Origin of the sequence: Rhodococcus sp. 008 (assembly GCF_001682295.1) — a bacterium.
Lineage (GTDB): Bacteria > Actinomycetota > Actinomycetes > Mycobacteriales > Mycobacteriaceae > Rhodococcus_F > Rhodococcus_F qingshengii.
In genome coordinates this window covers 459,027-473,782 of sequence record NZ_CP012749.1, presented here as the reverse complement: position 1 = coordinate 473,782, position 14,756 = coordinate 459,027, and the positions used below count along the sequence as shown (strand labels likewise).

Annotated in this window: 17 protein-coding genes; 11 read left to right on the top strand and 6 right to left on the bottom strand. The window is 62.1% G+C overall.

Annotated features, from left to right (window positions below; all coding sequences use genetic code 11):
- The first annotated feature begins 157 nt into the window (after nt 1-157).
- From AOT96_RS35635 to AOT96_RS02105, 3 genes are all read left to right on the top strand, one after another.
- Entirely contained in the window at nt 158-313 is a 156-nt protein-coding gene (locus tag AOT96_RS35635; protein WP_003946253.1) for a hypothetical protein, read from the top strand.
- Nucleotides 314-458: 145 nt separating this feature from the next.
- A complete protein-coding gene (locus tag AOT96_RS02110) occupies nt 459-1,304 on the top strand; it encodes an SDR family oxidoreductase (RefSeq protein ID WP_007729029.1) in 846 nt (281 codons plus the stop codon).
- A 48-nt stretch (nt 1,305-1,352) separates the two neighbouring features.
- A complete protein-coding gene (locus AOT96_RS02105) occupies nt 1,353-1,835 on the top strand; it encodes a DUF2505 domain-containing protein (protein WP_054780866.1) in 483 nt (160 codons plus the stop codon).
- On the opposite strand, the gene soxR is transcribed toward AOT96_RS02105, so the two are convergent.
- Nucleotides 1,821-2,300, bottom strand: coding sequence for a redox-sensitive transcriptional activator SoxR (gene soxR / locus AOT96_RS02100; RefSeq protein ID WP_065351241.1), 480 nt, complete (start codon nt 2,298-2,300; stop codon nt 1,821-1,823). The genes AOT96_RS02105 and soxR overlap by 15 nt on opposite strands.
- 5 nt (nt 2,301-2,305) lie before the next feature.
- Nucleotides 2,306-2,794 (bottom strand): FABP family protein, encoded by a 489-nt coding sequence (locus AOT96_RS02095; RefSeq protein WP_054827500.1) that lies wholly within the window; start codon nt 2,792-2,794, stop codon nt 2,306-2,308.
- A 99-nt stretch (nt 2,795-2,893) separates the two neighbouring features.
- Here AOT96_RS02095 and arcA point away from each other — a divergent pair, with 99 nt between their 5' ends.
- Complete coding sequence (arcA, locus tag AOT96_RS02090; RefSeq protein ID WP_003946210.1) at nt 2,894-4,111, top strand: arginine deiminase; 1,218 nt, start codon at nt 2,894-2,896, stop codon at nt 4,109-4,111.
- A 13-nt stretch (nt 4,112-4,124) separates the two neighbouring features.
- On the opposite strand, the gene arsC is transcribed toward arcA, so the two are convergent.
- Nucleotides 4,125-4,478, bottom strand: coding sequence for an arsenate reductase (glutaredoxin) (arsC, locus tag AOT96_RS02085; RefSeq protein WP_064443909.1), 354 nt, complete (start codon nt 4,476-4,478; stop codon nt 4,125-4,127).
- Nucleotides 4,479-4,572: 94 nt separating this feature from the next.
- Here arsC and AOT96_RS02080 point away from each other — a divergent pair, with 94 nt between their 5' ends.
- From AOT96_RS02080 to AOT96_RS02065, 4 genes are all read left to right on the top strand, one after another.
- Entirely contained in the window at nt 4,573-5,256 is a 684-nt protein-coding gene (locus AOT96_RS02080; RefSeq protein ID WP_042449233.1) for an SDR family oxidoreductase, read from the top strand.
- Nucleotides 5,257-5,298: 42 nt separating this feature from the next.
- On the top strand, nt 5,299-5,658 hold the full coding sequence (locus AOT96_RS02075; RefSeq protein WP_003946225.1) for a GntR family transcriptional regulator: 360 nt from the start codon (nt 5,299-5,301) through the stop codon (nt 5,656-5,658).
- A 48-nt stretch (nt 5,659-5,706) separates the two neighbouring features.
- A complete protein-coding gene (locus AOT96_RS02070) occupies nt 5,707-6,138 on the top strand; it encodes a DoxX family protein (protein WP_003946228.1) in 432 nt (143 codons plus the stop codon).
- A gap of 84 nt (nt 6,139-6,222) precedes the next feature.
- The gene (locus AOT96_RS02065; protein ID WP_003946258.1) at nt 6,223-7,857 is read left to right on the top strand and encodes a BCCT family transporter; all 1,635 of its coding nucleotides are present in this window, start codon (nt 6,223-6,225) and stop codon (nt 7,855-7,857) included.
- Nucleotides 7,858-7,929: 72 nt separating this feature from the next.
- Here the strand turns inward: AOT96_RS02065 and AOT96_RS02060 are convergent, their stop codons facing one another.
- Nucleotides 7,930-9,438 (bottom strand): dolichyl-phosphate-mannose--protein mannosyltransferase, encoded by a 1,509-nt coding sequence (locus tag AOT96_RS02060; RefSeq protein ID WP_003946230.1) that lies wholly within the window; start codon nt 9,436-9,438, stop codon nt 7,930-7,932.
- 74 nt (nt 9,439-9,512) lie between these two features.
- Between AOT96_RS02060 and rsmI the strand changes: the two genes are divergently transcribed.
- A complete protein-coding gene (gene rsmI / locus AOT96_RS02055; protein ID WP_003946264.1) occupies nt 9,513-10,343 on the top strand; it encodes a 16S rRNA (cytidine(1402)-2'-O)-methyltransferase in 831 nt (276 codons plus the stop codon).
- Here rsmI and AOT96_RS02050 read toward each other — a convergent pair.
- Together AOT96_RS02050 and metG are read right to left on the bottom strand one after the other, a co-directional pair.
- Nucleotides 10,340-11,587, bottom strand: coding sequence for a DUF2786 domain-containing protein (locus AOT96_RS02050; protein WP_231917384.1), 1,248 nt, complete (start codon nt 11,585-11,587; stop codon nt 10,340-10,342). The two genes, rsmI and AOT96_RS02050, sit on opposite strands and share 4 nt — an antisense overlap.
- Nucleotides 11,588-11,668: 81 nt before the next feature.
- The gene (metG, locus tag AOT96_RS02045; RefSeq protein WP_003946248.1) at nt 11,669-13,267 is read right to left on the bottom strand and encodes a methionine--tRNA ligase; all 1,599 of its coding nucleotides are present in this window, start codon (nt 13,265-13,267) and stop codon (nt 11,669-11,671) included.
- A 21-nt stretch (nt 13,268-13,288) separates the two neighbouring features.
- Between metG and AOT96_RS02040 the strand changes: the two genes are divergently transcribed.
- Together AOT96_RS02040 and AOT96_RS02035 are read left to right on the top strand one after the other, a co-directional pair.
- A complete protein-coding gene (locus AOT96_RS02040; RefSeq protein ID WP_064443911.1) occupies nt 13,289-14,116 on the top strand; it encodes a TatD family hydrolase in 828 nt (275 codons plus the stop codon).
- Nucleotides 14,117-14,305: 189 nt separating this feature from the next.
- Nucleotides 14,306-14,731: a DUF6578 domain-containing protein gene (locus AOT96_RS02035; RefSeq protein WP_065351240.1), complete on the top strand. Its 426-nt coding sequence runs from the start codon at nt 14,306-14,308 to the stop codon at nt 14,729-14,731.
- Nucleotides 14,732-14,756: the final 25 nt, after the last annotated feature.

Here is a 14,756-nt window from a genome sequence, read left to right as displayed (position 1 = left end):
GAAAAACTGCAGTTCAAGCGATGTTTGAAGGTTTGGGGTCGCGATCAGGGTGGCTGGTTGCGATGTCATGCGGATCACCTCGGGGTTGAACCTTGAACGGTTTGCCGGATTGCGATCTGTGCTAGCTAAACCCTCCGAGTGGGTGCAGAATTGTGACATGAAACACACGATGAGCGATGATGAATTGCGCCGCGCAATCCGTGAAATTCAGGATCGAGCCCACGACGCACGCAAGCGTGGGGACGATGTAGCGGCGGAAGAACTCGACCGTACGGTCAAGGGCTATCAAGAGCAGATGATGCAGCGTCTCTAGTGCTCGCTGCGGTCGTCTCTGTGCGGTGTTTGCGCGGAGTACGGCCGTGCCCCGCTGGTCGTCTTGCGTGTTTCAGGGCGGCCGCACCGTGCGTGCGTAGACTTTCCCGCATGTCCACAGTACGAGTGCGGGGGAGTGTTCATCCATGTCTGTAAGGTCGCTCGACGGCAAGAAATGCCTGATCACCGGCGCCGGTAGTGGAATTGGACGTGCAACTGCGCTGCGTGCATCAGAGGTCGGCGCCGAATTGTTTCTCACCGATATCAACAGCGTCGGATTGGAAGAGACGGTCGCGATGGTCGGCGCCGGCGGCGGCACGGTCAGCATGGCGAAGGCACTCGATATCTCGGACTACGACGAGGTCGTGAAATTCGGTACCGAGATTCACACTCAATTTTCTTCGATGGATGTCGTCATGAATATCGCCGGCATTTCGGCGTGGGGAACTATCGAGAACCTCGAACATCGGCATTGGAAGTCCATGGTGGACGTCAACCTGATGGGGCCGATCCATGTCATGGAGACGTTTGTTCCACCCATGATTCGTGCCGGCAAGGGTGGACACCTGGTCAACGTGTCTTCGGCTGCCGGACTTTTGGCCCTGCCGTGGCACGCCGCCTACAGTGCGAGCAAGTTCGGCCTTCGCGGGGTGTCCGAGGTGCTGCGATTCGATCTGAAGCGGCACGGAATCGGGGTCAGTCTGGTTGTGCCGGGTGGGGTGAAGACGCCATTGGTGGGAACCGTGGAAATAGCGGGTATCGACAGGAACGACCCGCGGGTCGAAAAACTCACGCACCGGTTCGAGGCGCGTGCTGTCTCCCCGGAGAAGGTGGCGTCGTGCATTCTGCGGGGAATCGAGAAGAATACGTACCTCGTATATACGTCCAATGACATCCGATTCGGATACTGGTGGGCGCGCAAATTCGCCCTGCCTTACGAGTTCGTGATGCAAAAAGCGAACGACCAGTTCAGTAAATTGCTCAAGCGATGAGCGTTAACTCCGCCGGGACTTTTATCTAGTCGAATAGGGACCAAAGTCATGCCGAAGAGTTTTCACTTCGATATCGAATTCAAATATCCGATCGACGACGTGCATCGAACTTTGACAGACTCGAATTATTGGAAAGGCAGACTCGGAGACCTTTATGCCACCTCGGACATCGAAGTTCGAGACGGATCGATCGAAGTATCCGTGTCCGAGGAAATCGACTCCGCCTCCCTCCCGAGCCTGGTCGCCAAGGTTGCGCCGAGTCGGCTCGGTCTGAAACGGGTCGATCGGTGGGGACCTCTGTCGGACGGGCGTGCAGCAGGGTCGGTCACCGGAATCGCGCGGGGACTGCCGATCCGAATCGAGACGACGCTCGATCTCACCGCCGCCGAGTCCTGCACGCGGTTGGTCGTCGACGGAACGGCTGAGGTGAAGATGCCGATCATCGGCGGCCAGATCGAGAAGTTGCTGAAGAAGACCGTCGAGGACTTGCTGGGGCGCGATCGGGACGCCGTTGAGTCATTTCTCGCCTGAGCCTGCACCGAAATCTACTTCCAGAACGCGCGCACCCGGGCCGGCGGATGCGAGTTGATCGTGCGGGTTGGCGAGGGCGCACCCCTCCAACGAGAGGCACCCGCAACCGATGCAACCGGTGAGGTTGTCCCGTAGACGTTCCAGTTGCTCGATGCGTAGATCGAGGTGGCGCCGCCACCTGGTCGACAATCTTTCCCAATCTGCGCGGTTCGGGGTACGGCCTTCAGGAAGTGTGCCGAGGGCCTCTCTGATTTCCGACAGCGGAATGCCGACGCGTTGCGAGATTCTGATGAAGGCGACGCGTCGAAGCGTGTCTCGTTGGTATCGGCGCTGGTTTCCGCTGGTCCGGCGACTGACGATGAGGCCTTCTCGTTCGTAGAAATGCAGGGCCGAGACGGCGACACCGCTGCGCTCGGAGAGCTGGCCGGGCGTGAGTTCCTTTGCCTTCCACGACGGCATCTCCATGGCGACTACCGGTCCGTCGCGCGGTGGAGGGTGGCGTGGAGATGATGCGTCAGCGGGGTGTCGCCGTGCGCCATCCACAGGTCGTATGTCAGCGTGTCGCCCTGAACGCGCACGACTCGCCGAACGTCGTGAACCGGTTTTGCGTCGGGTGATGCTGCGAGCGTGAGACGGGTCAAGGCGAGAGTGCCTTCGGAGTCGAGGGTGCCGCGATGGATCTCGACGAATCCGGTGGGCTGGCTGACCAGCAATTCGAGCTCACCACCCGGTGTTGGGCGCAGGTATCCCGATTCCATGTGAAGCGGTCGTCCGTCGGGGAGCCCACGAGTGCGCGACGAGTAGGTGAGAAACGGTTTCGGGGTGGGCGCGAACTCGATCTCCTCGGAGTACTCGAAGTCGTCGATGGTGGGGAAATGTCCGGCTCCAGCGCCGACCCAGCGCCCGGTGAACCTCTCGATTCCGGCGCCGTTCAGCGCCGCCTGATCCGTACTACTCATTGCCTGGTCCTCTCGCCTGCGTCGGATCAGACGTTACGCGGGCCGGTACGACAGCTGCTTGTCCCTGCTGGGTGGGGCCTACGGGATTAGTGTTCACTCATGAACGCTTCTGGCTCCGTCCCCCTCGGTGTCGATTCCGAGGTGGGCCGATTGCGATCGGTCATTCTTCATCGACCTGGCGACGAGTTGAAACGATTGACTCCGCGCAACAACGACGAGCTGCTGTTCGACGCGTTGCCGTGGGTGGACCGCGCGCAGGAAGAACACGATCAGTTTGCGACCGTCCTTCGTGAGCGCGGCGTCGAGGTACTGCTTTTGTCCGATCTCCTCACCGAGGCGCTCGAGGTCAGTGGCGCAGCGAGGATCCAGGGAATCGCGGCCGCCGTCGACGCACGCAAGATCGGCCACGCGCTCGGGCAACACCTGGCCGCCTACCTGCGAAAGGTGGAGCCGAAGGAGCTTTCGTCGATCCTTACTGCAGGAATGACGTTCGACGAATTGCCGATCGATGCCGACTCGACCTCGTTGGTGCGCAGGATGCATCACGGCGGTGACTTCGTGATCGACCCGTTGCCCAACTTGCTCTTCACCCGTGATTCGTCGTTCTGGGTCGGGCCACGGGTCATCATCACGTCCTTGGCGTTGTCAGCGCGAGCTCGCGAATCCTCGATAACGGATCTCGTCTACGCGCATCACCCTCGATTCAAAGGCGTGCGCCGCGCGTACGAGTCGCACACGGCTCCTGTCGAGGGAGGTGACGTGCTGCTTCTCGCGCCGGGGGTGATCGCAATCGGTGTCGGTGAACGTACGTCACCCGCCGGAGCAGAAGCATTGGCGCGTAGCGTGTTCGACGACGGTCTCGCCCACACGGTGTTGGTTGTTCCGATCGAGCAACGCCGAGCGTCGATGCATCTCGACACGGTCTGCACCATGGTCGAGGCCGACGCGGTCGTCATGTATCCGGCCATTCAGGACACCCTGGCGGCGTTCACTCTGCGCAAGGAAGACGACGGGGTGAGTATTCGCGGTGCGACGCCGTTCCTCGAAGCGGCGGCCGACGCCATGGGAATCGGAAAACTGCGTGTGATCGACACCGGACTCGACACGGTGACTGCCGAGCGTGAGCAGTGGGACGACGGAAACAACACCCTCGCCGTCGAGCCTGGCGTCGTCGTCGCTTACGAGCGCAACGTCGAAACGAACGCCAGGCTGGAGGCCTCGGGTATCGAGGTTTTGCGAATCGCGGGTTCGGAACTGGGGTCCGGCCGAGGTGGTCCTCGGTGCATGTCCTGCCCGATCGCCCGCGATCCGCTGTAAGCCGTCGACGCTGTCAGAGAATTTCTTCCACCTTGGCTGCAGGCCGCGCGAGGACGGTGCCTTTGTCGGTGACCACGAACGGGCGTTCGATCAGAATTGGGTGCTCGATCATCGCGTCGAGGATCTCGGACTCGGATGCATCGGCGAGCCCGAGTTCCTTGAACTGCGTTTCGCGCTTGCGAACGGCTTGGCTGGGCTCGAGGCTTGCGTCGGCGAGGAGTTTTTCCAGCTCGGATCGGGTAGGCGGAGTATCGAGGTACTTCACAATGGTCGGTTCGATGCCGGCGTCGCGGATAAGTCCGAGAACAGTCCGCGACGTGTTGCACCGTTGATTGTGGAAGATGGTTGCAGATGCCATGTCCGTCATTCTGCCTCTGTGTCCGAACTCGTGGGACAAACAGGGGAACAACGGACACCTCCGGCGCGCTGCACTTGAAGTACCGACTTGTGAGGAGAAAACGATGACGGAACATCGAAGTGTGGACGAACGGCGCGTGGTCATTGCCGGTGGGCACGGCAAGATCGCGCAGCACCTGACGTACCTGCTGGCAGGACATGGTGATCGGCCGGTAGCGCTGATCCGCAACTCCGCGCACGAGGGTGCGGTCCGCACACTCGGCGCGTTCCCCGTGGTGATCGATCTGGAATCCTCCACGGTCGAGGAAGTTGCGAAGGTACTCGACGGTGCCGACGTCGCGGTCTTCGCCGCGGGCGCCGGACCTGGTAGCTCGATCGAGCGGAAGGACTCCGTAGACCGAGCTGCGGCGGTGCTGTTGGCCGATGCCGCCGAGAAAGCGGGAGTGCGTCGGTTCATACAGATCAGCGCCATGGGTGCTGGTGACGAAATACCGGAGAACACCGACGAGGTTTTTGCCGCCTACCTGCGGGCGAAGACTGCAGCAGAGGAAGACCTGAAGACAAGGACTTCGCTGGATTGGACGATTCTTCGGCCAGGCCTTCTGACAGACGACGACCCCACCGGTGAAGTCCTTCTTGCAGAGCCACCCGTCGATCCAGGCTCTGTGCCTCGTGCAGATGTCGCCGCAGTGATCGAAGCGCTCATCGACGCGCCGTCCAGTGTCGGCAAGATATTGGTTCTGACCTCCGGCCCGCATACGATCCGCGAAGCGATCGAGGGTTTGTGAGAGAGAAGATGCTGTGACCGAGAAGATACGACGAGGGTGACGATGAAGATCGCGATCGAACACGATTCCTCCACAGCTCCGTACGACCAACTGCGGCAACAGATTATCGAGCAGGTTCACGGCGGCGGATTGATTGCGGGAACCAAGATCCCGACGGTGCGTGCATTGGCCTCGGAGCTGGGATTGGCGGCCAACACCGTCGCGAAGGCTTATCGCGCGCTCAGCGATCAGGGCGTGATCGAGACGAGGGGAAAGCAAGGGACGTTCATCGCTTCGGGGACCGATCCGGTGCAGGCGCAGGCGGAGCAGGCGGCGACCGCGTTTGCGCATAAGGTCCGCTCGCTCGGGTACTCCGACACTGAGATCGTCGCCATGGTGGAGTCGGCATTGAGAGGTGCGTGACACATTGATTAAGTTGACGCTTCAACTTAAAGCTGTCAGTCTTGGCTCATGAATTCGTCGATTGCTCGTGACCTCGGACTCCTCATCGCCCGTGTCGGCCTCGGGATCATCTTCATCGCCCACGGTTGGCAGAAGTTCTTCACCTACAAGATCGCCGGAACGCAGGCCGCATTCGAAGGGATGGGCGCCCCGCTCCCCAAGATTTCTGCAGTTCTGGCAGCATCCATCGAACTCGGTGGCGGCATCCTGCTCATCGCGGGTCTGCTGACCCCGCTCGTCGGCGCACTGCTGTTCCTCGACATGGTCGGCGCGTTCTTCATCGTGCACGCCGACAAGGGCGTCTTCATAGACAACGGCGGCTATGAACTCGTCGTCGCACTCGGTGTCGGTTCGCTCTTGATCGCTGTTATCGGCGCAGGACGCATCAGCATCGACGGATTGATCGGCAAGGGCAACGGTTGGGTTAAAACCCCAGCTTGATCGGGGTGAGAAGGCGGGTTCAACGGCTGTTGAGCCCGCCTTCCAGCTTGCTTTTGGCCCACAAAGTGACGAACGTAGTCATCTATGGTGACGAAATCTGATCGATCCGAACAAGATTCCGGGGCCAACGAAGAGCGCCCGGAGACGGGCTTTACTCGGGTAGGCGTTCGGACCGACTACGTGGTGTTTTCCGTGGCGGCCGCAGCGGTGCTGGCTATTGTCGTGTGGGGTCTCGTAGCTCCCGACAACCTGAACTCGGTAACCGGAAGTGTTCTCGGCTGGTTGGTGACGAACATCGGCTGGCTCTTCGTACTCGCAGCTTCGGCTTTCGTGCTGTTTTCCATCTACCTCGCTGTCAGTCGATTCGGCGACATTCCGCTGGGCAAAGACGGTGAGAAGCCCGAGTTCCGAACCGTCAGCTGGATCGCCATGATGTTCAGCGCCGGCATGGGCATCGGCCTGATGTTCTTCGGTGTCGCGGAACCGCTTGCGCACTACGTGACTCCGCCTCCCGGTACCGACGGTGGCGTCGGAACTGCCATGGCTACCACCATGTTTCACTGGGGTCTTCATCCTTGGGCGATGTATGCCGTTGTGGGCCTTGCCATTGCGTACGGGTCATATCGCCGAGGACGCAAGCAACTGTTCAGTTCGGCCTTCATCCCGTTGCTCGGTCGCAAAGCCGAAGGGCCGATCGGCAAGGTCATCGACATCCTGGCAATCTTTGCGACACTTTTCGGCACCGCAGCATCTTTGGGGCTCGGCGCACTTCAGATCGGCTCCGGTTTCGAGGTAGTCGGCTGGATGGAAGAAGCCGGCGTATTCCTGCTCGTGGCCATCGTTGCGGTGCTGACCCTGGCGTTCGTCGCTTCGGCAGTTTCCGGTGTGGCCAAGGGAATTCAGTGGCTCTCCAACATCAACATGGTGCTAGCGCTGATCTTGGCCCTGTTCGTGTTCGTTCTCGGGCCGACCGTGCTGATTCTCAATCTGCTCCCGACGACCATTGGTGCATACGTTTCCGACCTCGCCCAGATGTCGGCCCGCACGGGTGCATCGTCGAATCCTGAAACCGGCGCGTGGCTTTCGTCGTGGACGATCTTCTACTGGGCATGGTGGGTGTCCTGGACGCCGTTCGTCGGCATGTTCCTGGCCCGCATCAGCCGCGGCCGCACGATCCGCCAGTTCATCGTCGGCGTCATCGCCGTTCCCACGACTGTCAGCTTGCTCTGGTTCGCGATCTTCGGCGGCGCAGGCATCGGTGAGGAACGCGACGGAATCGGCTTGTCCGGCCGAGGCTCGGAAGAGGCTCAACTGTTCGGCATGCTCGACAATCTGCCGTTGGCCGGAGTGACGACTGTCCTGGTCATGCTGCTCGTCGCAGTGTTCTTCGTCTCCGGCGCCGACGCTGCGTCGATGGTGATGGGGACGCTCTCGCAGCGCGGAACGCTCGAACCGAGTCGCTGGGTCGTGGTGTTCTGGGGCATGTTGACCGGTGGCGTCGCGGCGCTTCTGCTGTGGACCGGTGGTTCCGAAGCGCTCGACGGCTTGCAGACCATGACGATCATCGCTGCGGCGCCGTTCGTGCTGGTCATGATCGGACTGTGCTTCTCGCTGTACAAGGATCTTTCGCACGACCCGATCATCATTGCGGCGAAGGAGCAGAAACGTGCTCTCCTACGCCCGCGCCGAGGACGCCGTGTGGGTAAGTCAGTGGAGTAGGACTTGAGCGGAGTAGGACTTGAACCGTGAAGGGGCACCGAACTGCGGTTCGGTGCCCCTTTTGTCGTCCGGTTATTTCCAGCTGGGCAACCACAGATGGTTCTGCCACGATTCCGGCGTGATCGGCATGGCGGTGAGTATCGGCCAGAGGTAGACGAAGTTGGCCACGACCAGACCGATGTACAGACTGACTGCCAGAAGTCCGGTGGTACGACGCTCGACGGACGCGCTCGCCTTGCCCAGTACATCGCCGAGGACCAGCGCAAATCCCATGACCATGAACGGGGCGAGTGCAACTGCGTAGAAGTAGTACATCTGGCGGTCGAGCGTCGCGAACCACGGGAGGTAAGCGGCACCGTAGCCCGTCAGGACCACGGCGTATCGCCAGTCCCTGCGCACGAACGTCTGCCAGATCGCCCACGCCAACATCGGTAGGGCCAGCCACCACATCGCCGGTGTGCCGATCAGCATCACGGCCTTGACGCAGCTGGCGGCCCCGCAACCGGTGACCTGCTCGCCGTCGGCGTAGTAGTAGAGCATCGGTCGTAGCCCCATCGGCCACGTCCACGGTTTCGACTCCCACGGGTGGTGGTTTCCGGCGGAGTTGGTCAGACCGGCGTGGAACTGGAGAACGTTTCCGCTGTAGTACCAGAGTGAGCGCAGCGCGGAGGGAATGAAGCTCCATGTGCCGCCCTCACCGATCTCGTTCCCGACGGCGTGACGGTCGACGCCGGTCTCGCTGGTGAACCAGGCCCAGTAGCTCGCGAGGTACACACCGAGCGGAATGATCACCAACGCATACAGAGCAGGCCCGATGTCGCGAACTGCAGTGCCGACCCATGGGCGCTGCACGCGGTAGGCGCGGCGCGCTGACAGGTCGAAGGCAACACTGAGCAATCCGAAGAACAGAATGAAGTACATGCCGGACCACTTGGTTCCGCAGGCCAGGCCGAGCAGGATGCCGGCGCCGAACCTCCACCACCGGAAACCCAGCCGCGGACCCCAGGCAGAGTCGCCGATTCGGCCCTCTTCGTATACCTTCGCCATCCGTTCGCGGACTTGGTCGCGATCGACCACCAGGCATCCGAGGGCGGCGAGAACGAAGAAAGCCAGGAAGATGTCGAGCATCCCCAGGCGTGAGGAGACGAAGGTGACGCCGTCGACGATAAGCAGGATTCCGGCAATCGCGCCGATCAGCGTGGACCGCGTCATGCGGCGCACGATCCGGATGATCAGCAAGACCATCAGTGTCCCGACCAGGGCCGACGAGAATCGCCACCCCCAACCGTTGTAACCGAAGAGTGCTTCGCCGATCGCGATCATCTGCTTACCGATCGGCGGGTGTACCACCAATCCGTAACCGGGATTGTCCTCGATGCCGCCACCGGTCAGAACTTGCCAGCCCTGCGGAACGTAGTGCTTCTCGTCGAAGACAGGTGTGCCGGCGTCGGTCGGGTAGGCGAGCATCGTGAAGCGTGTGATCGCCGCGATAGCGGTGACGAAAGCGGTGACGATCCAGCCGCGCAATCTGTCGGTCGGGCCGAAATCAGGATCCGGTACCAGCGGGCCGGGACTACGCATTACCCGATCGCTCGTGGCGGGCGTTGGCCGCTCGTCCGTCTGCACAGTCACCTGGCAATCGTAGGCTGTCAGGTATGACTGGTCGCTTGGTACTCGCCGCAACACCCATGGGAGATGTCGGTGACGCGTCTCCGCGTCTTCGGTCTGCTCTCGCAACCGCCGACGTCGTTGCTGCGGAGGACACACGACGCACCAAGTCTCTGGCGTCCGCGCTCGAGGTAACCATCACCGGGAAGATCGTCAGTTTCTACGATCAGGTCGAGATTTCCCGGCTGCCCGCGCTGGTCGCCGACGTCGCCGAAGGCAAGACCGTCCTGCTGGTCACGGACGCGGGCATGCCGTCGGTCAGCGATCCCGGATATCGCCTTGTCGCCGCCTGCGTAGCCGAGAACCTCGCCGTCACGTGCTTGCCCGGTCCGTCGGCGGTGACGACGGCGCTGGCACTCTCCGGATTGCCCGTCGAGCGGTTCTGCTTCGACGGGTTCCCGCCGCGTAAGCAGGGGCAGCGCAAGACGTGGCTCTCTGCCTTGGCAACCGAGCAGCGAGCGTGTGTGTTCTTCGAAGCGCCTCATCGCCTTGCCGACTGCCTCGCAGATGCGGTGGAAGTGCTCGGGCCGAATCGCCGCGCGGCTGTGTGCCGGGAATTGACCAAGACCTACGAGGAAGTGAAGCGCGGCACTCTCGGGGAGTTAGCTGCTTGGGCCGCCGAGGGCGTTCGCGGTGAGATCACGGTGGTGCTCGAAGGCGCAGTGCTGGTGGCATCTGATCCTGCCGATCTGGTCGACGAGGTGGAAAGGCTGGTCGAGGGGGGAGCACGATTGAAGGACGCGTGTGCTCTGGTCGCAACGGCCGGAGTCTCCAAGCGTGAGTTGTACGAGACGGTCCTGGCTGCGCGCAAGGACTAGCGGGAGCGGTTCACGGCGGGTGTGCCGGGACGCAGGTTGGCGTCGTCGGCTGCAGCCTGGCCGGCGTGCCAGCCTTCGGCGTCCACGGACCGTCCGCGAGTCTTGCGGGTTGTCGGGAACAATCGATCGAATTCGGCGTCGACGGCCTCGGATGTGGTGGCGAGGATCGGCAGAAGATCCGCGACGTCCATCGATGCCGCGTCGGCCGCTTCGGCGGTGGCTTTGGTGCCGGCGTCACGCAGGCGGTGTCCGATGCGGCTGGCGAACCCGGCCAGGAATCCCTTGCGGAACGAGGTGGTGCGTGAGCCGCCACGATTGCTCGAGTCGGCGAATTGCATTGCACGGGTTGCCTGTACAAGTAGTGAAGTGAACAGCATGTCGACTTGCTGAAGGTCGACCGGAGTGCCGACGACGGTCGCGAGCGCGATATCGCTGAACCACACCGTCCTCACACGATTCGATTCGCCGATCTCGGTCAGGAGGTGAACTTTTTCTTTCACGTACGGGTTCTCGATGTGAATGCGTCGTGCATTCACGGACGTGTCGGTGACCCCGGCGCGACTGTGGAGCAGTGCGGAATCGATCGCGTATCGCGTCATCAACTCCTGGGCCTTCGCGGTGAAGATCTCGGCTTCTTCCGCGAAGTTGGTGGCTTCGGCTTTGGCGAGTAGCCCACGAATTCGCTTGAGTACCTTGGCGTCGACCTCGGTGTCACCGACGCCGGCATAGCTGGTGTGGGTGCGTTGCGACGGCCAGGTGGATGGTGGCGCGAGCAATACCGTCCACTGAGGTAGGCGCATCCACGATCGCGCGACGTCGACGATCTGCGAAACGAGGAAGTAGGGATCCTGGAACAGAAGGCCGGCCGCGAGGGAGCGAAAAACGTCGTCGTCCACGGTGATTCGAGAAGCGATGTGCCGAGACTTCGGATACTGCTCGCCGATCGTCTGCAACTGCCCCACCCATTCGAGCGGAGCGCGATCGGAGGCGCGCGACGCCTTCGCGTCGAACAGGATGGTGGTGGCGGCGAGATCGGCGTCGGACGCGTCTTTGCTTCGACGCGCCAGATGAATCAGATCCGCCGGCTGCCATCCGCGGTCGTACGCCGCGGACAGTTCTGAAACGAGATCTCGCACCGCGGAAACGGATTGAGGGCTGACCTCCTGAGTGGACACCCGCGCTCCGTTCCATGGCAGTGTCTGCGCCGAAGCGCTGGTTCGAATGTATGTTCTATTCGTCGTCATGGCTGGAGTGTGCACGTGGGGTCCGACACATCCGCCTGTAACCGGATATCTCGGACCCCACGTGCGGCACTCTCGCTTAGCTCATTCCTCGACGAAGCGGGGGAAAACTGGCGCCGGAGCAGGCAGTTTCCGGTTCGCGTCGATGCGAACCGCAATGTCGGCGAACTGCCGGTTCTCTTCGCTCTGGCCAAGCAGATCGAGGATGCGTGACGCCGCGTCGGGCATCACCGGCTGAACGAGAAGCCCGACGATACGGACCACTTCGAGCGTCACGTACAGAACCGTCGCCATGCGTGCCGGATCCGTCTTGCGCAGAACCCACGGTTCCTGCTTGGAGAAGTACCGGTTGGTCTCGCCGAGAACGCCCCAGATGGCTTCCAGTGCGAGATGCAGCGCCTGCACGTCGAACTCGCTGCGGCACTTGGCAAGCAGGGCATCCGCCGACGCCAGCATCGCCAGGTCGTCCTCGGTGAACTCGCCGGGGGTCGGTACCTGGGCATCGCAGTTCTTCGCGACCATCGTCAGTGAACGCTGCGCGAGGTTGCCCAGTTCATTGGACAGGTCTGCATTCATACGCGTCACGATTGCTTCGTGGCTGTAGCTGCCGTCCTGGCCGTACGAGATCTCGCGGAGCAGGAAGAAACGGACCGCGTCGAGGCCGTACTGATCGACCATCGCGATGGGGTCGACGACGTTGCCGACCGACTTCGACATCTTCTCGCCCTTGTTGTACAAGAACCCGTGGACGAAGACCCGCTCCGGCAGTTCGATGCCGGCAGACATGAGGAACGCCGGCCAGTACACGGTATGGAAACGCGTGATGTCCTTGCCGATGATGTGCAGGCTCGCGGGCCAGAACTTCTCGAACTCCGCCGAGTCGACGTTCGGGTAACCCACGCCGGTCAGGTAGTTGGTGAGGGCGTCGACCCAGACGTACATGACGTGGTCGGGGTCTCCGGGAACCTCGACGCCCCAGTCGAACGTGGTGCGCGAGATCGACAGGTCCTTGAGGCCGCCCTTGACGAAGCTGACGATCTCGTTGCGACGAGTCGCGGGGGCAATGAACTCGGGATGCTCTTCGTACAGAGCAAGCAAACGGTCCTCGTAGGCCGAGAGACGGAAGGTGTAGTTGGACTCCTCGGTCCACTCCACCGGAGTGCCGGTCTCCGTCGACTGACGGGTGCCGTCGTCCAGAAGCGTGGTCTCGGCTTCGGTGTAGAAGGCCTCGTCACGAACCGAATACCACCCCGAGTACGTGTCGAGGTAGATGTCGCCCGATGCGGCCATCTTTTCCCAGATCGCCTTGCTGGCGACCTGATGATCGGCGTCGGTGGTGCGGATGAACCGGTCGTACGAGATGTTCAGGACCTTGTCGAGGTTCTGGAACACGTCGGAGTTCCGAGCCGCGAGTTCGCGGACGTCGATGCCCTCTTTGATCGCTGTCTGCTGCATCTTCAGACCGTGCTCGTCGGTGCCGGTCATGAAGAACACTTCATGACCGTCCAACCGCTTGAAGCGGGCGAGCGCGTCCGAGGAGATGTACTCGTACGCGTGGCCGATGTGCGGAGCGCCGTTGGGATACGCGATCGCTGTCGTGATGTAGAACGGCGATCGTTCCGCGCCTTCCGGGGCAGCGGAGTCCGGGCGCGGGGTCTGGGAGGGTGAGGCAGGCACAGTCATGGTGGGCTTACTCTATCGGGCGTGAGCAAAGACCGTCCCGCCCCCGATGCCCCTGAGCCCTTGTCGCCTCTGATCGACGCACATACGCACCTCGACGCCTGTGGTGCGCACGACGCTGCGACCGTGGCCGAAATTGTCGATCGGGCCGAGGCCGTCGGCGTCGGACGGGTCGTCACGGTGGCCGACGACCTTGATGCCGCATGCTTTGCCGTCGACGCTGCGAACTGGGATTCGAGGGTTTACGCAGCCGTCGCAATCCATCCGACCAGGGCGAACGTCCTCGATGTCGACACCAGAGCCGAGATCGAGCGTTTGGCGTCCGATCCGCGGGTCGTCGCGGTGGGGGAGACCGGGCTGGATCTCTACTGGCCAGGCAAGCTCGAAGGGTGCGCCACCATCGAGGAGCAGGTCGACGGTTTCCGGTGGCACATCGACCTCGCGAAGCGTCTCGGCAAGACGCTGATGATTCACAATCGCGAAGCCGATGAGGACCTGCTGCGGGTGCTGCACGAGGAAGGCGCGCCGGAGACTGTGGTGTTCCACTGCTTCTCCTCGGATTCGGAGATGGCCCGTGCGTGCATCGACGCGGGCTACGTGTTGAGTTTCTCGGGAACCGTGAGTTTCAAGAATGCGAAGGCGCTGCGTGAGGCCGCGCTGTTGGTGCCCTCGGATCAGCTGATCGTCGAGACGGATGCGCCGTTCTTGACGCCGCACCCGTTCCGCGGTGCGCCCAACGAGTCGTACTGCCTGCCGTACACAGTGCGCGCGCTCGCAGACATCCGCGGTGAGGATCCGCAGGCGCTGGCAGCAGCGTCCACGGCGACAGCGGAGCGCGTCTACAAGCTCTGACACTATGGTGGTCTGACAGGTAACTCCGCGCCCGGGACCGTCGTGTCCTGGTCCGTCTACTGCGCGGAGTATTCAGATGAATGACCGCATCGATCCCTCCGACGTCTATCCCGACGACGTCGAACACATAGACGAACAGTCCTCTCGATCCGGCTCGAGCGCCGCGAATTTCTCGCATCCCGGGAGGGAATGAAGGCGCACAGCTTCACTGAGCCGACGCCGGTCGACTCTTCAGTCCAGATCGTCAGCGTTCATGTCGACGCGGTCGAAGTCGAGTGCTGCGGACCGTTTCCTGTAGTCGGTGAACAATGCTCGTGGACATTGACACCGCGATCGCAGGACGACGATTTCGACGGTTGGGTTCACGGCGGGATGCCGGCGTCGGGAGTCGTGACCACGGGTGTGGTGCTCGGGATTCTCGTGGTCACGACGACGTACGAGGAAGTCGGAAGTCCACGCATGTGGTTGCCCGTCGAAGGTAGCGAGACCTATCGAAGGGTCGAGGCCAGTCCTCGGTGGTTCCGAAGGTTCGGCGACTTCGACTTCGAGCCGCAGAATCGGATCGAGACCGGGCTGGTCGTCGAATTGGCCACCACCCGTGCGCCTTTCCGGTAGTCCCCGCTACCGAAAAGGCGCACAG